Raw genomic sequence first — 22,639 nt, forward strand, 5'->3', positions numbered from 1 at the left:
TATGAACCTAGAAATTACCATCAACGACTTTTCGAAACATCTTTTTTGGGATGTGGATTTGAATGATTTTGATTTTGAAAAACATGCTGGTTTTTTTGCTCAACGAGTAATCGAGTATGGCAAATTAGAAGATTGGAATTTATTAAAGAAGCTTTACGGATTAGAAAAAATAAAAAAGTTAGCACTTGAATTTAGAACTTTAGATGCTGTTTCACTATCTTATATTGCTACAATTTTCAATATAAAAAAAGAAGAATTTAGATGTTACAAACACAAACAACTAGTCCAGAATTACTGGAACTCTTAAAAAAATTAATGGATGATGAATTTTTTAAGAACTTTATTTTAGTTGGAGGAACATCATTAGCATTACAAATTGGACATAGAAATTCAATAGATATCGATTTATTTGGAAATCAGAATATTATTCAAGAAATTTTCTTAGATAAACTCAAAGAATTTGGCAATGTAGAAATTAGTCAAGCATCTAGAAATATTTTTATAAGCACAATAAATGATATTAAAGTTGACTTTGTAAATTATCAATATCCATTATTAGAGAAACATTCTGAAATAGAAGGCATTCGATTAGCTTCAAAAAAAGATATTGCGGCAATGAAACTAAACGCTATTTTAGGAAGAGGAAGTAGAAAGGATTTTATTGATTTGTATTTTTTGTTACAAGATTTTTCTTTAAAAGAAATGATAAATTTCTACAATAAAAAATTTACTGATGGTTCTGTTTTTTTACTTCATAAAAGCCTAACCTACTTTGCCGAAGCAGATGCACAGCCACAAACCATTATGTTCAAAGATTTCAACTGGGAAACTTGTAAGCAAAAAATCATCGAAGAAGTAATTAAATTGTAACAGTCAAAAAAGACAAATCCCAAATTCCAATTATATAGATTGGAATTTGGGATTTATCATTTTGGAATTTAAAAAAGTTATTCTTTTTTATCTTCCTCTTTTTTAGTTGCAGGAGTATCGTCTTTAGCAGCGTTTTTAAATTCTTTCACGCCACTTCCAAGACCTTTCATTAATTCTGGAATTTTTTTACCACCAAAAAGCAATAAAATAACCGCTAGAATCAACATCATTTGTGGGAATTCAATTGTGCCAAGAGAAATCGTTAAAAAGTTCATGGTTGTTTTTTTATTGATTATTTATTCTTTAGTTTCTTCTTCTTTTTTAGTTGCAGGAGTATCGTCTTTAGCCGCGTTTTTAAATTCTTTAACGCCACTACCCAATCCTTTCATTAATTCTGGAATTTTTTTACCACCAAAAAGAAGTAAAACAATCGCTAAAATCAGTAAGATTTGAGGCATTCCAATTTCTCCCAAGAATATCATTAAAAAGTTCATGATTGCTATGTATTAATTAAATATTGGGCAAATGTAAAAAATAAATCAATAGCAGGATACTATTTGGCGTTAAAGAACGTTAAAGTTAATAAAATCTAAAGCAGATATAATTTTCTATATTTGTGGTATATTCAATTTCTATGTCGGAAAAACGGCTTAAGCGCAAAATTTTAAAGAAAAAATTATTCACAAAAAACCGCTTGGTTATTTTGAATGAAGATACTTTTGAAGAAGTGTTTTCTTTACGATTAACATTGATGAATGTTTTTGTGGTGGCAACCATTGGTGCTGTTTTAATAATTTTTGTAACTACCTACATTATTGCTTTTACGCCATTGCGCGAATATATTCCTGGTTACGCCTCTACAAAATTAAAAAAAGACGCCACAGAATTGGCCTTGAAATCAGACTCATTGGCAAACGCTTTAAATAAAAATGAAGCCTATATTGCTTCTATCAAAAAGGTGTTGACTGGCGATTTGGACTATGCTAAATTTAGCAAAGATTCTATCACATCATCTGAATTAGTTACTGTTTCGGAGGAAGATTTAAAACCGTCAAAAGCAGATTTAAAATTACGCGAAGAAGTGGCAAGAGAAGATAAATTCAATCTTTTTGAAAAAGCAAAGCCAAAATCAGGCATCGTTCTATTTCCTCCTATAAAAGGAATGGTAACGGAAAAGTTTAATCCAAAACTGAAACATTATGCCATAGATGTTGCTGTGGCAAAGAATACGCCAATAAAATCAATTTTAAGCGGAACAGTTATTTTTGCTGATTGGACGCCAACCACAGGAAACGTGGTAATCATCAGACATAATAATGGATTTATTTCTGCCTATAAACATGCTGCTTCATTAACGGTTTCTCAAGGAGACAAAGTAAGGTCTGGCGAAGTTATTGCTCTTGCGGGTTCAACAGGTCAAGAGTCAACGGGAATACATTTGCATTTTGAATTATGGAAAGACGGTTATCCGATCGATCCAACTATTTTTATAGATTTTGAATAATATGGAAACAGTCAACACAATAGCTGAGAATTTAATGGAAATGCCCTTTTTTGTTGGTGCAATTTTCTTTTTTGTTGCCTTGGTTTTGTATCAATTTCCACCCAAAAAAATTAATTCTTTTTATGGTTATAGAACACCAAATTCAATGAAAAACCAAGAGAGATGGGATTTTGCGCAAAAATTTTCTAGTCTCAGAATGATTGAAGGAGGATTATTTTTGGTTCTGATTTCATTTTTGAAATTGGCATTCTCTCTTTCGGTTGATTTTGAATTAGGATTAAGTTTAGGTTTCGTAGTATTGGTTGTAGTTTATCTGATTGTTTCAACAGAAAAAGCATTAAAAAAGAATTTTCCAAATCAATAAAAATGTCAATAAAAGCTTCGTTTGCAAAACTTTTTGCACACTATATTCACATCAAAGAACAAAAATGGATTCAACAACCTATTGAATCCCAGCAAAAGGTTTTTCTAGATTTATTGTATCAAGCCAAAGAAACTCAGTTTGGTAAAGACCATAATTTTGCCAAAATCAAAACGTTTGACCATTTTGCCGCCCAAGTTCCAATTAGAGATTATGAAGAACTAAAACCTTATGTTGATAAAGTTGTAAAAGGGGAAGAAAACATACTTTGGAAAGGAAAACCTCTTTATTTTGCGAAAACCTCAGGAACAACCTCGGGTGCAAAATACATTCCATTGACCAAAGAATCGATGCCAACGCATATTGAAGCGGCACGAAACGCCATTTTGAATTATATTCACGAAACAGGTAAAGCCGATTTTGTAGATGGAAAGATGATTTTCTTGCAAGGCAGTCCAATTTTGGAAGAAAAAAACGGAATTAAATTAGGAAGATTGTCTGGAATCGTGGCGCATTTTGTTCCAAAATATTTACAAAAAAACAGAATGCCAAGTTGGGAAACCAATTGCATAGAAGATTGGGAAACCAAAGTGGATGCCATTGTTGAAGAAACATTCAACGAAAACATGACGGTGATATCGGGAATTCCTTCTTGGGTTCAAATGTATTTTGAAAAATTGCAACAAAAAGGAAACAAGTCTGTTGGTGAAATTTTCAAAAACTTCAATCTCTTTATTTATGGCGGTGTGAATTATGAACCCTATCGCGCTAAATTTGAAAACTTAATTGGGCGAAAAGTAGATTCTATAGAATTATTTCCGGCATCTGAAGGCTTTTTTGCCTATCAGGATTCACAAAAAGATAAAGGCATGTTGTTGCTTTTGAATTTGGGTATTTTTTATGAATTTGTTAAAGCCGATGAATTTTTCACCGAAAAACTAAGACGTTATACAATTGGTGAAGTCGAATTGAATGTGAATTATGTTTTGATTATTTCTACTAATGCTGGACTTTGGGCCTATAATATTGGCGACACAGTACAATTTACTAGTTTGAAACCCTACAGAGTAATCGTTTCGGGAAGGATTAAACATTATATTTCTGCTTTTGGTGAACATGTTATTGGAAAAGAAGTGGAATGTGCTTTACAAGAAGCTATGGAAAATACAGATGTTCGTGTAAATGAGTTTACCGTTGCGCCACAAATAGGTCCAAAATCAGGATTACCCTATCACGAATGGTTTATTGAATTTCAAAATGAACCAGAAAACATGGATGAATTTGCACTAAAAATGGATTACGCCATGCGCAAACAAAATGTATATTATGACGATTTGATTGTTGGAAAAGTTTTGCGAACACTTGTCATTACTAAAGTTGTCAAAAACGGATTTCAAGACTACATGAAATCTATTGGAAAACTAGGCGGACAAAATAAATTACCTCGATTGAGCAACGATAGAAAAATTGCTGACATGTTAAAAACAGAATAGACAGATGATAGATAAAAGGATTTTTATCGTTCTAGCTTTTTTGAGTACTTTTTTGAGTTTTTGTCAAACCAAAGGAATAGTGGTTGATGAATACGACAAACCTATTCCGTATGTAAACATTTGGGTCGAAAACGAGAATATCGGTACAACATCTGAAGAAGATGGAAGTTTTAGCATCGATACTAATGATAAAAACAAAAATTTATTTTTCTCGATTATTGGTTTTGAAAAGAAAACAGTAAAAGTCGCACTGGCGTCAAAAGTGGTTTTGCATTCCATTACAAACGAGTTAGATGAAGTGGTGATTTTTAACAAAAAAGAAACTAAAGAAATCCAAATAGGAATTGTAGAGAACACCATTTTTCAGGCTTTTGATAATGGACCCAAAAACGACATTAAGTTTTTCCCCTACAACCCAAAATACAGTAAAACCAAATATATAAAACAAGTAAAAATCTCAACAGATAGCAAGATTGAAACGGCAACCATAAAACTTCATTTTTTTGCCGTAGACGAAAATGGATTTCCGGGTTCAGAATTATTAAAAAAAGACCTGATAGTCAATATTAAAAAAGGCGGAAAAAGTACTAAAATAGACGTTTCTGATTTTAATTTAATAATGCCAAAAAAAGGAATTTTTGTAGGTTTTGAAAAGCTAATGATTGAAAACAACAAACTAGAACGAACGACTGTAGATCGAAATACAAATCAAACGATTACTCAAAAACTGTTTTACCCATTTGTGTTGTATAATTATGTTCAAAACCCTGTGGGATTTACTTTTCTTAGCGGAAAATGGATACGCAACGATGATAATAAAACAGGAAGATACGAACCCGCAATAACGCTAATTCTAACCAACTAATGAAAAAAGGCATCTATTTTTTACTCTTAACAAGTCTTTCGGTTTCTTCTCAAATTAAGCTTGTTTTAAAAGAAAGCACAACCGGAAAGCCAATTCCTTATGCTGGAATATGGTCGCTAAATAGCGATTATGCAGTAACTTCTAATGAAAAAGGACAAGTCATAATTGGTGATGAATTCACGAATGATGAATTTGTAAGTTTCACCACAGGATATGAGAGCAGTCCATTTAAAATAAATAAGAAAACAAAAGATATTTTTCTTTCGAAATCTGTAATAAAAACTATTCCGTGCGATAGAACAAATGAGAAATTGGTTTATAAGAATAGTAAAGAAGAGGATAGGTTAAAAAAGGTAACATCAGCTTCAGGAACAATTTTAAAAGCCTATTTAATAAATTGTGATGACTGTAATGAAAATAGTTTTTTATCAAAAATTAGGATAGGAGCGATCAAAAATTCTGAAAAAAATATCATTTATAAGTTTAGAGTTTTCGAAAATAAGGAAAATAAACCCGGAAAAGAAATAACACAAGAACCCATAATTATTACTGTAAATCATTCTATTTTACCTTTTTCTAGTACTAATCAAAATAAGGTAAAATTTACTGACAATGATTTTTTTGACATAAGACAATATAATTTACAAGTTACCAATAAGGGATTTTTTGTTGCTTTTGAAATACTTTCTTTACCAGAAAACGCATTCACTATTTCGCATGAAGGCAAAGAATATAAAACTACAGAACCAGGTTTTAATACTGTAAATTTTGATGGGCTTATTTACAGATATACAAAAGGGAATTGGGAATTAAAATCAGAAAATAAAATGGCTCCAACTATGGAAATTTATATTGTGAAGTAAAGAAACACAAAAACCCTATATTTGCAGGTTAGAAAAAACAATTTAATGAAAGAAATTAAAAACATTTCGCGCTCAAGAGCGCAAGAATCGTCGGCAGCTATCGAACGATTGTACATTACCATGAGACATTTATTTAACAGAGGTTTTTATAAACCAATGGGTGTTTCGGGAGAAACTTTAAGAGAAGCATTACTTTCTCTAAGACCAGAAATTTATGGAAGCATTGCAGAAGAAAAAGTAGAACTTAATGGTTTACTGTATGTAATTGAGCGACTTCCGGTAGGCATTGAAGAATGTCGTTTCATCAACTTGACATCAGACGAAGGCTATTCAAAATCACATTTTCAGGCCATTGTTCCACCAAAAAGAAGAAGAAATTGTTACCGCATTGACGACGAACAAATGAACGTGGAAATCACCCGTGGTCGTTCGGACATTTATGATATTTTAACGCATTTGACCTTTATTTTTATTGAGTCTCATAAAATAAAAGACAGAGTTTTATTGGATGACATCGATTTGGAGGTTACACGTGATTGGGAAAAATTAGAAGAAGTTGTTAAACAGAACAAGAAACTTACCCAAATAGAAAAAGAAAGAGCTATTTCGCATGCAGCTAATGTTTTAGGAAGAAGTTTTTCGGAAGTTTTAGATGTTTATGCTTCTTTTGGAACGGCAGATAAGCCAGATCGTTTTTTACATATTATTTATTGGTTAGGAAAATTAGCCATAGAAGAAATTATAAACAACAACAAAAGAACGATCACGTTTAGTCCAATTTTGAGAGAAAGATTAGGACATCATATTCATGGAGAAATTTGGGCAACAACCATTAAACAAGTTTTAAAAGAAAACAATTTACTAGAAAGACCCATTCATATTATCAGTGCGAACATGCACAGTGTGATGAATTCAATTTTTGCTACAACGGTTTTGCAACCAAAATACAAGGATAAAACCGATTTCTTTATTTATGAAGAATTGAGTAAAACTGGCGCTGATCCTGTTAGAAATAAAGTAGTTGAATTTGCTTTAAAACACGGAATGATTTCTATTCCAGACCAATCGGGAACTAATATTGATGTTCAAATTTTTGATACAGCCAAAATTGATTGGGCAAAATCAAGTTTTCCAAATGCTAAAATCGGGAAGAAAAGTCCAGTTTTAATCGTTATGGATTATGCTTTTGGAGAACAAGCTTTTGAAACTATTGACGAATTATTGAAACCGTATAAAGAAAATAAAAACAAAACATTTTTAAATGTAGAGTCGGTTTCTATTATGGGAAAAGCAGGAATTCTTGAAGGAGGAAAAGGAGACATCATGATACCTTCGGCACACATCAACGAAGGAACAGCAGACAATTATCCATTTGAGAATGAACTAAACGCTAAAATGTTTGAAGGAAATAATATTCCTGTTTTTTCTGGACCAATGATTACCGTTTTGGGAACATCACTTCAGAATAAAGATTTATTGAAGTTTTTCCACGAGTCAACTTGGGGTGTTATAGGTCTTGAAATGGAAGGCGCCTATTATCAAAAAGCTATTCAATCGGCTTCAAAAATTAGAAAAAGCATAAACCCAAATGTGAAAGTTCGTTATGCCTATTATGCTTCAGATAATCCATTAGAAACCGGAAGCACGTTAGCTTCAGGTGGATTAGGTACAACAGGTGTAAAGCCAACATATTTAATTACTATTAAAATATTAGAACAAATTTTTAACTCAAAATAATTTTTTTATGAGTGCAACACCTCAAAACAACGCAGACAATCAAGAAATTGACTTAACCCAGATTTCTAAAAAGATTGGTAATTTTTTCGAAAGTATTTCCACGTCAATTTTTCGAGGGTTTCTTTTCTTAAAAAGAAATATAATCTGGATTGGAATATTATTTCTGCTCGGTGTAGGAATTGGGATTTATCTCGACAAAACAACAAAAGTATATGACAACGAAATAATTGTGTGCCCAAATTTTGGCTCAACCGATTATTTATATGCTAAGATTGCATTGATTAATTCTAAAATTTCAGAAGGAGACACTTTATTTTTAAAAGAAGTTGTAGGAATTAAAAAACCAAAAAAATTCAAGGCTATAAACATCACACCTATTACAGATGTGTATAAATTCATTGATAACAAAGAGCAAAACTTTGAAATGATAAAATTACTTGCCGAAGATGGTGATATTAAGAAAATTGTTAATGAAAGTTTAACAAGTAAAAATTATCCTTATCATTTAATTTCATTTACAACGTCAAAAGCTACTTCTGATGAAGAGACACTGAAACCTCTTATGAATTATTTTAATAACTCAGATTATTACAAAGTAATACAAAAAGAGTATTTGAATAATATCAAAATTAAAATGGTTCAAAATGACACAATAATTTCTCAAATTAATGATGTTTTAAATTCCTTTTCAGGAACAGTAAATAGCGCACAAAAAAGTGATAAACTGGTTTATTACAACGAAAACACTCAGCTAGACGCTATCATTAAAACAAAAGATCAATTAGTTTATGAACAAGGAACACACCGATTAGAATTGGTTAATCTTGATACTATTATTAAAGAAAACAGTTCGACTCTAAACATTAAAAATAATAAAGCAGTAAACGGAAAAATGAAAATAGTGATACCGTTTTTCTTGATAGCTCTTTTTATTTTAGTAGGATTTTTAAAATCGTATTACAGAAGACAAATGGCTAAACTAAATAGTTAATTTATGAAAGGAATTATTTTAGCTGGTGGTTCGGGAACAAGATTACATCCGTTAACGTTGGCAGTAAGTAAGCAATTAATGCCTATTTATGACAAACCGATGATTTATTATCCTTTGTCTACCTTAATGTGGTCAGGAATTCGTGAAATATTAATTATTTCAACGCCACACGATTTGCCTTTGTTTAGACAATTATTAGGCGATGGTTCGCGTTTGGGTTGCCGTTTTGAATATGCCGTACAAGAACATCCTAATGGTTTAGCAGAAGCATTTATCATCGGAAAAGAATTCATTGGGAATGACAAAGTAGCATTAGTGCTTGGCGACAATATTTTTTATGGTACAGGTTTAGCTGATTTATTGCAAGCCAATAACAATCCCGATGGAGGAATTATATATGCTTATCATGTTAATGATCCAGAACGTTATGGTGTTGTCGATTTTGATGCAAGCGGGAAAGTACTTTCTATAGAAGAAAAACCGGTAAACCCAAAATCAAATTATGCAGTTCCTGGAGTTTATTTTTATGATAACGATGTGGTAGAAATTGCGGCCAATATAAAGCCAAGTCACCGCGGAGAAATTGAAATTACCGATGTTAATAAAGAATATCTAAAAAGAGGAAAACTTAAGGTAAGTATTCTAGACAGAGGAACAGCTTGGTTTGATACGGGTACTTTCAATTCATTAATGCAGGCATCACAATTTGTGCAAGTTATAGAAGAACGCCAAGGATTAAAAATTGGTTCTATTGAAGAAGCTGCTTTTAAAATGGGATACATTGATGCCGTTCAATTAAAAAAAATAGCCGAACCATTACTTAAAAGTGGTTATGGAAAACATTTATTAAGTTTGATTTAAATGAATTTTATCCCAACAAAATTAGAAGGTTGTTTCGTTATTGAACCCAAAGTCATTCAAGACGAAAGAGGTTATTTTATGGAAAGTTTCAATGAAAACACCTTTCAAAACGGAATAGGGCAAAAGATACATTTTGTTCAAGACAACCAATCCTTTTCATCTAAAGGTGTATTGCGCGGATTGCATTATCAAACTGGGGAACATGCTCAAGCTAAATTAGTTCGTGTTTTGCAAGGCGAAGTACTTGATGTTGCGGTTGACATTAGACCCAATTCTCCAACATTCGGACAATACGAATCAGTGGTTTTGTCAGGTGAAAATCAAAAACAATTTTTTGTGCCAAGAGGTTTTGCTCACGGTTTTTTAGTCTTGAGTGATACAGCCACTTTTTTTTATAAATGCGATAATTTTTATAACAAAGAAAGCGAAGGCGGCATTATTTATAACGATAAATCCATCAATATTGATTGGGAATTTCCGTTAGAAAAATTAATTATTTCTGAAAAAGACAAAGTACAACCAACCATAGTAAACGCCAAAAAAGCATGGTAGTTTTAGTCACAGGAAGTGCCGGACAGTTAGGTCAAAGTTTGCAATTTATTGCGCAAAATTATCCGCAAATTGAGTTTGTTTTTTGTAATTCGTCAACTTTAGACATTTCCAATTTAAACAATGTTAAACAAATTTTTAAACAATTTGAACCTCATTTCTGCATCAATGCTGCAGCTTACACAGCTGTCGACAAAGCCGAGAGCGAACCTGAAAAAGCGTATTTAATTAATGTAATTGGAGCTAAAAACGTAGCGCTAGTTTGCAAAGAACACAACACAATTTTACTTCATATCTCCACAGATTTTGTTTTTGATGGCAACAAGCAAACGCCTTACAATGAAGAAGATTTACCCAATCCAACAGGAATTTACGGTAAAACCAAATTGGAAGGTGAAATCGAAATTCAGAAAACATGGGAGAAACATTTCATTGTTAGAACGTCTTGGGTGTATTCACAATTTGGCAATAATTTTATGAAAACCATGTTGCGTTTGGCTTCAGAACGAGACACGATTTCTGTGGTAAACGACCAAGTCGGAACACCAACAAACGCAGTTGATTTAGCTCAAGTACTAATTAAGATAATTTTAAAAACTCGCAACTCGCAACTCGCAACTTCCAACTTCGGAATTTACAATTTCAGCAACGAAGGACAATGTTCCTGGTATGATTTTGCTAAAAAAATATTTGAAATCAACAATATAAGTATAAATTTACTTCCAATACCAACAACAGCTTTTCCAACTCCTGCCAAAAGACCAGCGTTTAGTGTTTTGGATAAATCAAAAATCAAAAACACTTTTGGTTTAGAAATCAAAAATTGGGAGGAAAGTTTAAAACTTATTTAACTTTTTTAGCGATACAAAAAGCACTTACTCCAAAAGGGAAGTTTATAATTTTCAATAGTTTATTTTCAAAAATGATGAGGTTTAGTAATGCTTTATTTACTAAATGATTTCCAATAGTGATATCTCCTTCTCCTGTTTTATTTTTTTGAAAACTTGAAGTAATTGTACGAAACAAATACACGGGTAAAAACAGAAAAAAATTCCAATAACTAGATTTTATAATTTCAAGGTTTTCGTCCATTAATTTTGATTGTAATTCAGCTTTTCTATAACGTCTGTAGTGCATGTTAATTTCGTCATGATAACTCCACAGAGATTGAAAAGCAGGAACAAAAACATACATTTTCCCGCCAATTTTCAATAAATCGTTCCAATTTTTCAGCGCTTTTGCATCATCTTCTAAATGTTCTAAACAATCCGAAGCAATGATGATGTCAAATTTCTCATTTAAGGTAATATTTTGAGCGTCCATTACAAAAGCATTGTCTATGCCGTTGGCTTTGCAATTAGTAATGGCTTTATCACTTATATCAATTCCAAATAGATTTTTAGCAGTAAATCCTAACGCTTCCAAATCCTTCAAGAAAATACCTGATGAACATCCAATGTCTAGTATTTTACTGCTTTTTGGAGCATCTTTTAGCAAATCTAATAAGTATTTTCTTCTCGACGTAAACCACCAATGAGCTGTTTCTACATCATGGTATTTTTTTTCAAAATCTTCTTTCATTTTTATTCTATTCGTTTATCAATAAAATACCTTGGTCTCTGTTTCACTTCAGAATAAATTTTACCAATATATTCTCCAATGATTCCGAAACAGAACAATTGAATACCACCCAAGAAATACATTGGCAAAACAGTTGATAGCCATCCTGGAACTACATCTCCAGCATATAAAGCGAAAAGAGCATAACCAGTCATAATTAAACAAAAGAAAAAGATTAAGAAGCCTATTATGGTTACCAATTTTAAAGGATAATTACTAAATGAAGTAACGCCATTCCAGGCAAAAGCGGCCATTTTACGGAAAGGATATTTGGACTCACCAGCAAATCGCTCTAAACGATCATAGTAAACAACATCATTACTAAAACCAATAGAAGGAATAATCCCTCTTAAAAACAAATTCACTTCACCAAATTCCGATAATGCATTTAAAACCCTTTGACTACACAATCTATAGTCAGCATGATTGTGAATTATATTTACTTTCATTTTCTTCATCAAATTATAAAAAAGCAAAGCAGTGTTTTTTTTAAAAAAAGTATCTGTTTTTCTCTCTTTTCTAACGCCATAAACTACATCTACACCCGAAGTAAACTTTTGTATCATTTCTTCTATTACTCGAACATCATCTTGTAAATCGGCATCAATTGAAATTAATGCATCAGCATCATCTTTAAAAGTAAGTAATCCGGCTAATAATGCTTTTTGATGACCAACATTTCCAGCAAGTTTTAATCCTTTAATGTGTTTAAATTGTTTGGCATTTTCTTCTATTCGAAGCCATGTTTTATCCTTACTTCCATCATCAACAAAAACGGCAAAACTTTTTTCAGAGATACAATTTCTTTCTACCAAATCGGATAGAATAGAATTCAATTGAAATGAAGTTTCATTCAACACTAATTCTTCATTGTAACATGGCGATACTATTCCTATTATTGGAACATTCATATTATTTTTCCCATTCATATCTTGAAAACCCCTTTTTTTGTGAAAGTTTTATAACAACTACATTTTCAATTTTTTGGATCGAACCTTTTTCGGGATATACAGGCATAGCTAAAAATTTATCTTTTACTTTATTAAACGAGGTTTCGTCATCCATAAAGCGGTAGTAAGCAAGATCTTCAAATCTAAAAAAGTTAATCATTCGCCAGTTATCGCCTTCGCCCCAACGAAAAAGGGAACCTGCAAAAACTTCCGAATTGGGCAAAGCTAATTTAATGTGATTACTTTCGGGTAAACTGCCATAAAAATAAACATAATCATTATCAGGGTTAAAATCCTCAAATTGATTGATTTTTTGCTTGATGTCTTTTGCAATTTCAAGATCGTGTTTAAATATTTTGTTTTGGGTGTAAAACAAATTGGTAACAAAAAAAACATTCCATAAATATAACAAAACACCCGCAAAAAGTATTTGGTTGTAAAATTGTTTTGGAATTTTTTGTAATACAAATACAATTATGAAAGCGAATGCTAATGTAGAACCAACATATAAACGTGGTGGATGATAACCATTTCTAATAAAAAAGGACATTGAAAATGGAACAATTAGCAATGCTAAAAAGATTAAAATTTTCAGTAAAGTATTGGTTTTATCTTTTATAAAGAATATAATACTTAACAAAACGCATAGCGATGTTACTAGAAAAGGTTTTTCTCCATAATAAAAATTTCCGTATATATTATCTACTAAAAGATTATAAAAGGCTACAAACGGATTGTTTAAATTTCCAGATGCATATCCTCCAAGATACGAACTGCTTGCAGTTTTAATAAATAATTTTACGCTTAATAAATAAATGATTACACTTATCAATAACAATCCAATGAAAATAAATGCTTTTTTAAATTCCTCTTTTATATTGGCTTCCGGCTTGTCAATTTGAGTAAAAAAGTAAATCATATATAATATTACTGGGATAAAAACTAAGATTTGGTATGTAGCAATTGCACAAACCATAAATACAACTGACAAAACCAAATTGATAATTTTCCAGATTTTAGTTTTACTTTCTTTTAAATAAAACGCAACCCCAACCGTTCCCAGAAAATAGCCCAGTGGAATTGCATCGGCTTGCATTGTAAACACTAAATGATATGCGTGTTGTGGAAAACTTAAAAATAACAAACAAAAAATAAAGCTAAAAACTCCTTTTATGTTGAGTATTTTAGTTACTTCAACGGCGGTAATCGCCAAAAAAACAAGCCCGAATAATAAGGTAAAAAATGGATACAAACCATTCATCAAATGGTAACGCACAAGATTTGTTCCCCATCGTCCTAATTCTAACGAAGAATGAGGATAAATAGGGCTTTCGCTATCAACGGTAAGTGTAAAATTTGTAAGGGCAAAACCATAAGCAACAAATGCTACAAGAATAGAAAAAACATATAGTAAGAATTGTTTATTTTGGGTTTCAGTTGTCATAAAATAGATTGTTGTTTTTTATAGGTCAGTAAAAGTAGAAATTTATTTGTTAGTTATTATAATAAATCGTTATTTTACGGCATAGTTTTAATTTAAAAAAATGATATGAAAAAAATAATTTATTTGCTTATTTCAAGCATAATTTTGATAAGCTGTAAAATTAAGGATGAAAATGTGGAAACAGAAACTGCTCAACCACAAGAAAAATATGGTTTCAAAGTAACAGCAAATGTAATATCTAAAACTACCGACGACTTTTGTTTGCTTTATACTGAAGACGGTACAACTAATTTTGGAGAAAGTGTAATTTGGGTTCCTGTTCCTGGAAATAAGGAGGAGCAAAAAGTTGATTTTTATTTCCCTAAAGAGGTTTACCCAACTCAAATTCGTTTAGATTTAGGATTAAAACAGACCGAAACAGACACCATTTATTTGAAAAGCTTGCATTTTGATTACAATGGTAAAAAGTTTGATATTGTAGGACAGCAGTTAGGAAATTTTTTTAGAGCTGATGAAAATCATTGTAAATTTGATCCAACAACAGGAGCAGTTGTTCCGGTTGTAAAAAATGGAAAAGCAGAACATCCGTCAATATATCCACACCAATCTGTTTTAGGTCCAGAATTAGTTAAACTAGGTAAACAATAATAAAAAACAAAATAGAAAAAGCTACAAATGAAGTACTCTTTACTTTGTTTGTAGCTTTTTGATTTATATAAAAAAATCAAATGCTTAAATCAAGTATTGACTTTATTAAAAAACAAAAACAACTCAACAACTTTTTTACCTATGGTGTTGGACAGTTTTTTAATTTGGTTACCCCAATACTTGTAGTACCACATCTTGTTTCCGTTTGTAGCGAAGACGGTTATGGAAAAATTGGCGTTGGACTAGCAATTGCTTTTTTTCTTATGGTTTTTATTGATTATGGCTCAGATATTTTGGGGGTAAAAGAAGTTTCGATAAATAGAGAAAACCCCAAAAACCTCGAAAAATTATTTATCACTATTTATACGGCTAAACTCATATTATTATTTTTAGTTCTTGTAATCGCAAGTTTTATCATTATTATCATTCCTTATTTTATTAAAGAAAAAGCGCTCTTTTTTTTAAGCTTACTCATTCTTGTTGGTCAATTTATTAATCCAACTTGGTTTTTACAAGGAATTGAGAATTTCAAATGGATAACGATTTTAAATATCATTTCAAAAGTTATTTATGTTCTAGGGGTATTTATGTTTATTCATAGTCCAGAAGATTATATTTATAACAATCTTTTCTGGGGTTTAGGAATGATTATCGCGAACAGTTTTGTTTTTATTTATGTTGTGAAACAATTTTCATTTTCATTTAAAAAAACAAAGATGTATGGTGTGAAAACATATATCAAATCTAATTTCTCAATGTTCTCTTCTCAAATTTTTGTCTCGCTTCAAATGTATTCCCCCATAGTATTAATTAGTTTGTTTGGCAACAATATTATGGCGGGACAATTTAAAATAATAGAACAAATCATTGTAATTTTTAGAACCTATATTATTTTGTTTTTCAACTTTGTTTTCCCGAGAGTTTGTTATTTGTTAGACAAAAGTAAGGAAGAAGGAATGTTTTTTTGGAAAAAAGTAAATGGAATTAATTTTCTATTTGTCTTCTCATTATTGCTTTTCATTGCTTTATTCGCTTTTCAAATTGTAGATTATTTTAATCCGAAAGAAGTAATTTTTATTAGTGATTTATTAAAAATAGCGTTGATTATTCCTTTACTTCAAAGTATTGCTTTACCTTTCAAACAACTAGTGCTAGGATGGGATAAGCAAAAGCAATATATTAGTACAACAATGGTAGCAACGCCAGTAACTTTGTTGTTAATCATTGTACTCACGCCTATTCTTAACGTTTATGGAGTCATTGTGTCTCTCATCATTTCCGAAACACTAGTAATTACTATGTATTTCATCATCATTAAAAATAAATTATTTAATAGCGCAAGTTAAAAAACAATTGTATTTTTGATAATTATAGCGATAAAACTCCTCTAATGATAAAAGGCATATTTCAAAAATTATTATTAAAATCAGGGAAAAATTATCAAATAGACCCAAGAATTCCCAACAAACTTTTTTTTCAAACTTTAACTAAAAGAGGATTTATGTTGGTTAGAGGTTTCTTTAAAACAGGTAAAAAAGTATTTGTTGGAAAACAAACAAAAATTCTTAACTCAAATAATATTATTTTTGGAAAAAGCGTAACCATTGATAACCACACTATCATAGATGGATATGCCTCAGAGAAAATAATCTTGGGTGATTGTGTTAAAATAGGAGCGTTTTCTAATTTAAACTCAACCAGTCATTTTTCTAAATATGGAATAGGTTTAAAAATGGGAAACAATTCTGCTATTGGAGATTATACTCATTTTGGAGCTGCAGGCGGAATTGAAATTGGCAACGATGTAATTATGGGTTCCTATATTTCTTTCCATTCAGAAAATCACAATTTTTCAGATACATCAAAATTGATTAGAGAACAAGGAGTAACTTCAAAAGGAATTAAACTCGGAAATAATATTTGGGTTGGAGCTAAAGTTACTTTTCTTGATGGTTGTGTAGTTGGAAATAATTCCGTTGTGGCAGCTGGAGCTGTAGTTAATGGTGTTTTCCCAGACAATGTTGTTATTGGCGGTATTCCTGCTAAAGTTTTAAAAACGATTCAATAAATGGCAACAACAATTAATAAAGCATTTCTGTATCAATTACTTTTTGCCATTTGTATCTATATCCCATATTTGGATAATTATGAATTGACATTTGCAGTTTGGTCCTTTTCTGCAATAATTACTATTACTAATACCTATTCGCTTGGTATTTTAAAACAGCTACTCTGTTTTACTTTTATTTTAGTATTGGCAATCATTGTAATGTTCTTTAAAGAGTATCAGTTGTATTTTATTATAAGGGATTTTACCTATTTAATCAAGCCAATTTTAGGGTTGTTAATTGGTTATCAATTGTGTAAAAAATTTCCAAAAAAGGTTTTTCAGACGATTGTTTATACTAGTTTTTTTATTGCAATAATTCATCTTTGTTTAATTTTTTGGGCACTCGCTTTTTACAAAGCAACTACGGTTAATGATATTCGTTTCTTTGGAGGTTTTTTTAGTGATTTTGAAGTTTATGCCTTGATAGTAGTTCTTTTTCACAATAAGTTTGAATTAAATTTTTCTAAAAAGAGAATATTACTTTTTACAACTGTCATAGCATTTTCAGTATTTATGTATTTGGCAAGGACAAATTTTATTCAGTTTGTTATTTTGTTTTTGGCAATTAAAGGATATTTCCAAGTAAATAAAAAATCAATAACTGTTGTAGTTTCAGTTTTAATTATAGCAGTAATAGGATATTCCTCCATTTTACTTATTAATCCAAAAAGAAACGGACCAGGAATGGAAGCCTTTCTTTATAAGATTAAAATCATTCCCGAAGAAGCTTTCAAAACTAAGATTAATAGAGACGACTGGAAAGAATTCAACGATAATTATCGCTCTTACGAGAATATTATGACGGTCAGACAGGTTTCGAGAGAAGGAATCTATCCTATTATTTTTGGGCAAGGTCTTGGGTCAAAAGTAGATTTAAAGCAAGAAGTGTGGCTAGGAGATATGAACTTAAGGTATATATCTATTCTTCATAATGGATTTATGACTATCTTTTTAAAGACAGGTTTACTTGGTTTATTTATTTATTTCATTTCTATTTATTTGCTTTTTAAAAAAGCAACCGAATCACATCCAATTATTCAAAACATAAATTTACTTCTACTCGGAACAGGAGTTTTTCTAATTTTTTCTAATTGGGTTTTTATGGGAGTTTATAATCTATCCGACAATAAATCTATATTAATAGGATTATTGATCTGTTTTAGAGAAATCTACATAAAAACAAACAACAAAAACAGAGCAATTAATAGTATAGAATGATATGAAAATCAAAAGAATCTTTGTTGATTGTCATGTCTTTGATGGAAATTTTCAAGGCACAACGACTTATCTAAAAGGTCTTTATATTGAGTTAATAAAGGACAAAAATTATCGTATTTTTTTTGGCGCATCAAATATTGATATCGTAAAAAATATTTTTGGAACTCATGAAAATGTGACATTCATAAAGTATAAAGCAAAGAATAAATTTTACAGATTACTATTTGATATTCCTGCTATCATAAAAGCAAATAAAATAGATTATGCACATTTTCAATATGTTGTTCCACCTATAAAAAACTGTAAACACATTGTTACCATCCACGATGTTTTGTTCCTGGATTTCCCACAATACTTTCCTTTATTGTATAGAATAAAAAATAAATTTCTCTTCAAAAGAAGCGCAAAATGTTCCGATATAGTTTTGAGTGTTTCAGAATATTCCAAAATGCAAATCCAAAAGCATTTTGAAATTAAAACGGTTACTGTTACACCAAATGCAATTGATCCAGTTTATTTTGAAACTTATGATAAGGAAAATTGTAAAGAGCAAGTTGCGAAAAAGTTTAAAGCCACAAATTATTTTTTATATGTCAGTCGATGGGAACCAAGAAAAAATCACCACAGACTTTTAAAAGTTTTTGTAGAAAAAGAGTATTATAAAAATCACACTTTAGTCTTTATAGGAGATAAAGCTATAGAAAATAAAGAATATAATGACTATTATGATTCGTTGTCACCATCAATAAAAGTTACCATATTTTCATTCCATAAACTTAATTTTCGAGATTTACTTTTATTAGTTCGTGGAGCAGATTTGTCAATTTACCCTTCAATAGCTGAAGGTTTCGGGATTCCTCCATTAGAGTCGTTAGCGGCAAATGTTCCAACAATTTGTTCAAATACAACCGCAATGGCAGATTTTCAGTTTTTTGACGATTGTCTTTTTGATCCATTAGATTTAGAAGATCTAAAAGATAAAATAGAAATAGGATTAAAAGACACAAAAATAGTCCAAAAAAAAGAAGCAATGTCAGTCAAATTTAGTTGGAAACAAGCTGCTGAACAATTCAAAAAAGCTATTTCTTAAAACAAAAAAATCAAATCTATTTGTTATGTTTGCAGTGAAAGACAATAAACAGCAAACCGTAATAAAAATCATGAAAATAGCAATACTTGGAACTCGTGGTGTCCCAAATTATTACGGTGGTTTTGAACAGTTTGCCGAATTTTTTTCGGTGTATCTTGCAGAGAAAGGTCATGACGTTTATTGCTACAATTCTCATGACCATCCGTATCAAGAAAAAGATTTTCACGGCGTAAATATCATCCATCAATACGATCCAGAATACAAACTGGGAACTTTTGGCCAGTTTATTTATGATTACAATTGTATCATGGATTCGCGTAAAAGAGATTTCGATATTATTTTGCAACTAGGTTATACTAGTAATTCTATTTGGCATTTTCTTTTACCCAAAAAATCAATTATCATCACCAATATGGATGGATTGGAATGGAAAAGAACCAAATATTCTAAACCTGTGCAGCAATTCTTGAAATTTGCCGAAAGGTTAGCAGCAAACAGTAGTGATTTTTTAGTTTCAGATTCTCTCGGAATTCAAAAATTCTTAAAAGAGAAATATAAAAAAGACTCTACTTATATTGCTTATGGTGCTTATCCTTTTTCAAATCCAAATGAAAATGTACTACATGAATATAAGGTCGAAAAAGAAAAGTATAATATGATTATGGCTCGTTTTGAACCTGAAAATAATTTGGATTTGGTTCTTGAAGGCGTAGCGATGAATGAAGATAAAACGCCAATTTTAGTTATTGGAAAGCACCAAACAAAGTATGGTGAGTATTTAAAAAATAAGTATAAAGACCATTCCAACATTCGTTTTATGGGCGGAATTTATAACTTGGAACACTTGAACAATCTTCGTTATTTTTCAAATTTATATTTCCACGGACATTCTGTTGGCGGAACAAATCCGTCACTATTAGAAGCTATGGCATCTAGAGCTTTAGTGATAGCACATAACAATGATTTCAACAAGGGAATTCTAAAAGAAAACAGCTATTATTTTTCAACACCAAACGAAGTAAAAAATATTCTAAATACTATCAAAAAAAATGATAACTTGCAATTAGTTCAAAACAATTTTGACGCCATTGTCAATGAATTTAATTGGGAGAAAATAAATGGGGAATACTTACAACTCTTTGAAGCATGTTTTTCAAAATCTGATAAAAGAAAACAAAAGCCATAGTTCTTTTATTCCTACACTTTTAGTTTTAATTACCATTCCGTTATCTTTTGCTATTAATAATATGGTGTTAGCTTTATTTTTATTAGTGGCAATTTTAACTTTCAAAAAAGGGAATTTTGTACTTCAAAGTAATTTGGTTTTACCCATTGCTTTATATTTTTTAATGGCGGTTTCTTTTTTTTGGTCTATAGACAAGGATAGTACTTTAGCAGCTTTGTCAAAAGAAATCCCTCTGTTAATTATCCCATTAGCATTTTTATCTATTCAAGATTTTTCGGTAGCTCAAAAACAAAAGCTGATTTCTTACTATAGTTATGCAGTTGTTATTTTGGTTTCCTATTTTTCTCTAAGAGCAATAATTCGGTTTTTTATTCTAAATGATACAAGAGTTTTCTTTTACCATGGTGAAGATTTTGATGATTATGGCTTAGTTCCCAAATTATTGAATGCCATTCATGTATCCGTATTTGTGGCAGTTGCGTTTTTTCATTTTTTTACCAAGGAAATAAAAACCAAAGCAGACACTATAATTTCAGTGCTTCTTTTTGGCTTTTTAATATTGCTTTCATCAAAAAATATAGTGTTGGCTGTAATCGTATTGGTCTTACTTTATAGTTTCTTTTTTTCGAAATCGGCACACAAAATGAGGTTAAGAAATTTAATTGTTTTTGGCTTATTACTAGGAATAATTTTTTCAATAGGCAGAATCAAACACCGATTTCAGGTTGAGTTTCAGACAAATACCGATAAAAGTTTAAGCACCAATGTTATTGAAGGAATTCCCGATGGAGTTCATTATGTGAGCATTAAAGAAGCATGGACAAATGAAATGTTTACTCCAAATGATTATTTTAATGGTACTGCTTTTAGAGTCTATCAATTTAGAATTTTCATGGAATTAGTAAAAGAAAATAATGCTTTTTTTAAAGGTTTTGGATTAAACGCTTCTTATCCAAAGATTGAAGAAAAAGCCAAATTTTATAACCTTTACATGGGGAAAAATGGCGAAGATGGTTATCAAAATAAAAACTTTCATAATCAGTATGTTCAAGTTTTTGCCGAATTAGGTGTTTTTGGATTTATCCTTTTAGTGATTATGTTAGTTGTTAACCTAAAAAACGCATTTAAATCAAAAGATTTTGTGCATTTTGCTTTCGCAATTCTAATGATAAGTTTATTTTTGACCGAGTCATTCCTTTGGAGACAGAGAGGTGTGGTTTTTTTCACTCTATTGTATTGTCTTTTTAATTCAGGAATTATTAAAAGTAATCCCAAAGTAGCATAAAAAATTATATGAAAAGAATATTAATTACTGGAGCAGCAGGTTTTTTAGGTTCTCATCTTTGTGATCGATTTATAGCAGAAGGATATTTTGTTATTGGAATGGATAACTTGATTACCGGAGATTTAAAAAACATTGAACATTTATTTAAACTTAAAAACTTTGAGTTTTATCATCATGATGTTACAAAGTTTGTTCATGTTCCAGGAAAATTAGATTATATTCTTCACTTTGCATCACCCGCAAGTCCAATAGATTACTTAAAAATTCCAATTCAAACCTTGAAAGTTGGTTCATTGGGAACACATAATCTTTTGGGATTAGCGAGAGTCAAAAAAGCAAGAATTCTTATTGCATCCACATCAGAAGTTTATGGTGATCCATTAATTCATCCACAAACCGAAGAATATTATGGAAACGTGAACACCATTGGACCAAGAGGTGTTTATGACGAAGCCAAGCGTTTTCAAGAATCAATAACCATGGCATACCACACTTTTCATGGTGTTGAAACTAGAATAGTTAGAATTTTCAATACCTATGGACCAAGAATGCGTCTCAACGATGGTCGTGTTATTCCAGCTTTTATCGGACAAGCATTGCGTGGTGAGGATTTAACAATTTTTGGCGATGGAAGTCAAACGCGTTCGTTTTGTTATGTAACAGATCAAGTAGAAGGAATTTTCAGATTACTACATTCTGATTACGTGTATCCTGTAAATATTGGAAATCCAGATGAAATTACTATCAAAGATTTTGCAGATGAAATCATCAAATTAACGGGAACAAATCAAAAAGTAGTATACCACGATTTACCAGTAAATGATCCAATGCAACGCAAACCCGATACTACTAAAGCAAAAGAAATACTAGGTTGGGAAGCAAAAGTAAAAAGAGAAGAAGGAATGAAATTGACCTATGCTTATTTCAAATCTCTTTCATCTGAAGAGCTTTTAAAAGAAGAACATAAAGATTTTAAAGGATATATTCACTAGTA

The 22,639-nt window shown here is 30.8% G+C and carries 25 protein-coding genes; 20 read left to right on the forward strand and 5 right to left on the reverse strand.

The window, feature by feature from the left end; all coding sequences use genetic code 11:
• Nucleotide 1: 1 nt before the first annotated feature.
• On the forward strand, nt 2–307 hold the full coding sequence (locus tag ACSVH2_RS02310; protein WP_438091548.1) for a DUF6922 domain-containing protein: 306 nt from the start codon (nt 2–4) through the stop codon (nt 305–307).
• Nucleotides 262–870, forward strand: coding sequence for a nucleotidyl transferase AbiEii/AbiGii toxin family protein (locus ACSVH2_RS02315; RefSeq protein ID WP_438091549.1), 609 nt, complete (start codon nt 262–264; stop codon nt 868–870). Before ACSVH2_RS02310 ends, ACSVH2_RS02315 begins: the two co-directional genes overlap by 46 nt.
• A 77-nt stretch (nt 871–947) precedes the next feature.
• On the opposite strand, the gene ACSVH2_RS02320 is transcribed toward ACSVH2_RS02315, so the two are convergent.
• Both ACSVH2_RS02320 and ACSVH2_RS02325 read right to left on the reverse strand, forming a co-directional pair.
• Nucleotides 948–1,145, reverse strand: coding sequence for a Sec-independent protein translocase subunit TatA/TatB (locus ACSVH2_RS02320; RefSeq protein WP_438091550.1), 198 nt, complete (start codon nt 1,143–1,145; stop codon nt 948–950).
• A 21-nt stretch (nt 1,146–1,166) separates the two neighbouring features.
• On the reverse strand, nt 1,167–1,364 hold the full coding sequence (locus tag ACSVH2_RS02325) for a Sec-independent protein translocase subunit TatA/TatB (RefSeq protein WP_438091551.1): 198 nt from the start codon (nt 1,362–1,364) through the stop codon (nt 1,167–1,169).
• Between the two features lie 209 nt (nt 1,365–1,573).
• On the opposite strand from ACSVH2_RS02325, the gene ACSVH2_RS02330 reads away from it, so the two are divergent.
• The 10 genes from ACSVH2_RS02330 to rfbD are packed head-to-tail and all read left to right on the forward strand — an operon-like array spanning nt 1,574 to nt 10,945.
• Complete coding sequence (locus ACSVH2_RS02330) at nt 1,574–2,374, forward strand: M23 family metallopeptidase (RefSeq protein WP_438091552.1); 801 nt, start codon at nt 1,574–1,576, stop codon at nt 2,372–2,374.
• 1 nt (nt 2,375) lies between these two features.
• Nucleotides 2,376–2,738: an SdpI family protein gene (locus ACSVH2_RS02335; RefSeq protein ID WP_438091553.1), complete on the forward strand. Its 363-nt coding sequence runs from the start codon at nt 2,376–2,378 to the stop codon at nt 2,736–2,738.
• A 2-nt stretch (nt 2,739–2,740) separates the two neighbouring features.
• Complete coding sequence (locus ACSVH2_RS02340; RefSeq protein WP_438091554.1) at nt 2,741–4,228, forward strand: GH3 family domain-containing protein; 1,488 nt, start codon at nt 2,741–2,743, stop codon at nt 4,226–4,228.
• 4 nt (nt 4,229–4,232) lie between these two features.
• The gene (locus tag ACSVH2_RS02345) at nt 4,233–5,093 is read left to right on the forward strand and encodes a carboxypeptidase-like regulatory domain-containing protein (protein WP_438091555.1); all 861 of its coding nucleotides are present in this window, start codon (nt 4,233–4,235) and stop codon (nt 5,091–5,093) included.
• On the forward strand, nt 5,093–5,956 hold the full coding sequence (locus ACSVH2_RS02350) for a hypothetical protein (RefSeq protein ID WP_438091556.1): 864 nt from the start codon (nt 5,093–5,095) through the stop codon (nt 5,954–5,956). Before ACSVH2_RS02345 ends, ACSVH2_RS02350 begins: the two co-directional genes overlap by 1 nt.
• Nucleotides 5,957–6,001: 45 nt before the next feature.
• On the forward strand, nt 6,002–7,693 hold the full coding sequence (locus tag ACSVH2_RS02355) for a DUF6909 family protein (protein ID WP_438091557.1): 1,692 nt from the start codon (nt 6,002–6,004) through the stop codon (nt 7,691–7,693).
• Nucleotides 7,694–7,700: 7 nt separating this feature from the next.
• Nucleotides 7,701–8,684 (forward strand): hypothetical protein, encoded by a 984-nt coding sequence (locus ACSVH2_RS02360; protein WP_438091558.1) that lies wholly within the window; start codon nt 7,701–7,703, stop codon nt 8,682–8,684.
• A gap of 3 nt (nt 8,685–8,687) precedes the next feature.
• Complete coding sequence (gene rfbA / locus ACSVH2_RS02365) at nt 8,688–9,545, forward strand: glucose-1-phosphate thymidylyltransferase RfbA (protein ID WP_438091559.1); 858 nt, start codon at nt 8,688–8,690, stop codon at nt 9,543–9,545.
• Nucleotides 9,546–10,097, forward strand: coding sequence for a dTDP-4-dehydrorhamnose 3,5-epimerase (gene rfbC, locus ACSVH2_RS02370; protein WP_438091560.1), 552 nt, complete (start codon nt 9,546–9,548; stop codon nt 10,095–10,097).
• On the forward strand, nt 10,091–10,945 hold the full coding sequence (gene rfbD / locus ACSVH2_RS02375; protein ID WP_438091561.1) for a dTDP-4-dehydrorhamnose reductase: 855 nt from the start codon (nt 10,091–10,093) through the stop codon (nt 10,943–10,945). Before rfbC ends, rfbD begins: the two co-directional genes overlap by 7 nt.
• On the opposite strand, the gene ACSVH2_RS02380 is transcribed toward rfbD, so the two are convergent.
• From ACSVH2_RS02380 to ACSVH2_RS02390, 3 genes are read right to left on the reverse strand one after another with little or no spacing between them, the layout of a single operon-like run.
• Entirely contained in the window at nt 10,938–11,675 is a 738-nt protein-coding gene (locus ACSVH2_RS02380; RefSeq protein ID WP_438091562.1) for a class I SAM-dependent methyltransferase, read from the reverse strand. The genes rfbD and ACSVH2_RS02380 overlap by 8 nt on opposite strands.
• Before the next feature lie 2 nt (nt 11,676–11,677).
• The gene (locus tag ACSVH2_RS02385) at nt 11,678–12,643 is read right to left on the reverse strand and encodes a glycosyltransferase family 2 protein (RefSeq protein WP_438091563.1); all 966 of its coding nucleotides are present in this window, start codon (nt 12,641–12,643) and stop codon (nt 11,678–11,680) included.
• Nucleotides 12,627–14,108, reverse strand: a complete 1,482-nt coding sequence (locus tag ACSVH2_RS02390) for a glucosyltransferase domain-containing protein (RefSeq protein WP_438091564.1) — start codon at nt 14,106–14,108, stop codon at nt 12,627–12,629. The genes ACSVH2_RS02385 and ACSVH2_RS02390 overlap by 17 nt, the downstream gene beginning before the upstream one ends.
• Before the next feature lie 105 nt (nt 14,109–14,213).
• Here ACSVH2_RS02390 and ACSVH2_RS02395 point away from each other — a divergent pair, with 105 nt between their 5' ends.
• From ACSVH2_RS02395 to ACSVH2_RS02430, 8 genes are all read left to right on the forward strand, one after another.
• Complete coding sequence (locus ACSVH2_RS02395) at nt 14,214–14,756, forward strand: hypothetical protein (RefSeq protein WP_438091565.1); 543 nt, start codon at nt 14,214–14,216, stop codon at nt 14,754–14,756.
• Between the two features lie 80 nt (nt 14,757–14,836).
• The gene (locus ACSVH2_RS02400) at nt 14,837–16,102 is read left to right on the forward strand and encodes an oligosaccharide flippase family protein (RefSeq protein WP_438091566.1); all 1,266 of its coding nucleotides are present in this window, start codon (nt 14,837–14,839) and stop codon (nt 16,100–16,102) included.
• A 44-nt stretch (nt 16,103–16,146) separates the two neighbouring features.
• Nucleotides 16,147–16,824, forward strand: a complete 678-nt coding sequence (locus ACSVH2_RS02405; RefSeq protein WP_438091567.1) for an acyltransferase — start codon at nt 16,147–16,149, stop codon at nt 16,822–16,824.
• On the forward strand, nt 16,825–18,084 hold the full coding sequence (locus ACSVH2_RS02410; RefSeq protein ID WP_438091568.1) for a hypothetical protein: 1,260 nt from the start codon (nt 16,825–16,827) through the stop codon (nt 18,082–18,084).
• A 1-nt stretch (nt 18,085) separates the two neighbouring features.
• Nucleotides 18,086–19,174 carry a glycosyltransferase family 4 protein gene (locus tag ACSVH2_RS02415; protein WP_438091569.1) on the forward strand — a complete coding sequence of 363 codons (1,089 nt, stop codon included), beginning with the start codon at nt 18,086–18,088 and terminating at the stop codon, nt 19,172–19,174.
• A 70-nt stretch (nt 19,175–19,244) separates the two neighbouring features.
• The gene (locus tag ACSVH2_RS02420) at nt 19,245–20,360 is read left to right on the forward strand and encodes a DUF1972 domain-containing protein (protein WP_438091570.1); all 1,116 of its coding nucleotides are present in this window, start codon (nt 19,245–19,247) and stop codon (nt 20,358–20,360) included.
• Complete coding sequence (locus ACSVH2_RS02425) at nt 20,293–21,645, forward strand: O-antigen ligase family protein (RefSeq protein WP_438091571.1); 1,353 nt, start codon at nt 20,293–20,295, stop codon at nt 21,643–21,645. Before ACSVH2_RS02420 ends, ACSVH2_RS02425 begins: the two co-directional genes overlap by 68 nt.
• A gap of 8 nt (nt 21,646–21,653) precedes the next feature.
• A complete protein-coding gene (locus tag ACSVH2_RS02430) occupies nt 21,654–22,637 on the forward strand; it encodes a UDP-glucuronic acid decarboxylase family protein (RefSeq protein ID WP_438091572.1) in 984 nt (327 codons plus the stop codon).
• The last annotated feature ends 2 nt before the right edge of the window (nt 22,638–22,639 follow it).

Source organism: Flavobacterium sp. RSB2_4_14 (assembly GCF_051547085.1).
Taxonomy (GTDB): domain Bacteria; phylum Bacteroidota; class Bacteroidia; order Flavobacteriales; family Flavobacteriaceae; genus Flavobacterium.

Coding starts and splice junctions, on each gene's coding strand:
- ACSVH2_RS02320 (WP_438091550.1), bottom strand. CDS start 1,145: ATGAACTTTTTAACGATTTCTCTTGGCACAATTGAATTCCCACAAATG.
- ACSVH2_RS02390 (WP_438091564.1), bottom strand. CDS start 14,108: ATGACAACTGAAACCCAAAATAAACAATTCTTACTATATGTTTTTTCT.
- ACSVH2_RS02410 (WP_438091568.1), top strand. CDS start 16,825: ATGGCAACAACAATTAATAAAGCATTTCTGTATCAATTACTTTTTGCC.
- ACSVH2_RS02325 (WP_438091551.1), bottom strand. CDS start 1,364: ATGAACTTTTTAATGATATTCTTGGGAGAAATTGGAATGCCTCAAATC.
- rfbA (WP_438091559.1), top strand. CDS start 8,688: ATGAAAGGAATTATTTTAGCTGGTGGTTCGGGAACAAGATTACATCCG.
- ACSVH2_RS02340 (WP_438091554.1), top strand. CDS start 2,741: ATGTCAATAAAAGCTTCGTTTGCAAAACTTTTTGCACACTATATTCAC.
- ACSVH2_RS02355 (WP_438091557.1), top strand. CDS start 6,002: ATGAAAGAAATTAAAAACATTTCGCGCTCAAGAGCGCAAGAATCGTCG.
- ACSVH2_RS02345 (WP_438091555.1), top strand. CDS start 4,233: ATGATAGATAAAAGGATTTTTATCGTTCTAGCTTTTTTGAGTACTTTT.
- ACSVH2_RS02430 (WP_438091572.1), top strand. CDS start 21,654: ATGAAAAGAATATTAATTACTGGAGCAGCAGGTTTTTTAGGTTCTCAT.
- ACSVH2_RS02415 (WP_438091569.1), top strand. CDS start 18,086: ATGAAAATCAAAAGAATCTTTGTTGATTGTCATGTCTTTGATGGAAAT.
- ACSVH2_RS02360 (WP_438091558.1), top strand. CDS start 7,701: ATGAGTGCAACACCTCAAAACAACGCAGACAATCAAGAAATTGACTTA.
- ACSVH2_RS02425 (WP_438091571.1), top strand. CDS start 20,293: ATGGGGAATACTTACAACTCTTTGAAGCATGTTTTTCAAAATCTGATA.
- ACSVH2_RS02385 (WP_438091563.1), bottom strand. CDS start 12,643: ATGAATGGGAAAAATAATATGAATGTTCCAATAATAGGAATAGTATCG.
- ACSVH2_RS02315 (WP_438091549.1), top strand. CDS start 262: ATGTTACAAACACAAACAACTAGTCCAGAATTACTGGAACTCTTAAAA.
- ACSVH2_RS02420 (WP_438091570.1), top strand. CDS start 19,245: ATGAAAATAGCAATACTTGGAACTCGTGGTGTCCCAAATTATTACGGT.
- ACSVH2_RS02380 (WP_438091562.1), bottom strand. CDS start 11,675: ATGAAAGAAGATTTTGAAAAAAAATACCATGATGTAGAAACAGCTCAT.
- ACSVH2_RS02405 (WP_438091567.1), top strand. CDS start 16,147: ATGATAAAAGGCATATTTCAAAAATTATTATTAAAATCAGGGAAAAAT.
- ACSVH2_RS02395 (WP_438091565.1), top strand. CDS start 14,214: ATGAAAAAAATAATTTATTTGCTTATTTCAAGCATAATTTTGATAAGC.
- ACSVH2_RS02350 (WP_438091556.1), top strand. CDS start 5,093: ATGAAAAAAGGCATCTATTTTTTACTCTTAACAAGTCTTTCGGTTTCT.
- rfbD (WP_438091561.1), top strand. CDS start 10,091: ATGGTAGTTTTAGTCACAGGAAGTGCCGGACAGTTAGGTCAAAGTTTG.
- rfbC (WP_438091560.1), top strand. CDS start 9,546: ATGAATTTTATCCCAACAAAATTAGAAGGTTGTTTCGTTATTGAACCC.
- ACSVH2_RS02400 (WP_438091566.1), top strand. CDS start 14,837: ATGCTTAAATCAAGTATTGACTTTATTAAAAAACAAAAACAACTCAAC.
- ACSVH2_RS02335 (WP_438091553.1), top strand. CDS start 2,376: ATGGAAACAGTCAACACAATAGCTGAGAATTTAATGGAAATGCCCTTT.
- ACSVH2_RS02310 (WP_438091548.1), top strand. CDS start 2: ATGAACCTAGAAATTACCATCAACGACTTTTCGAAACATCTTTTTTGG.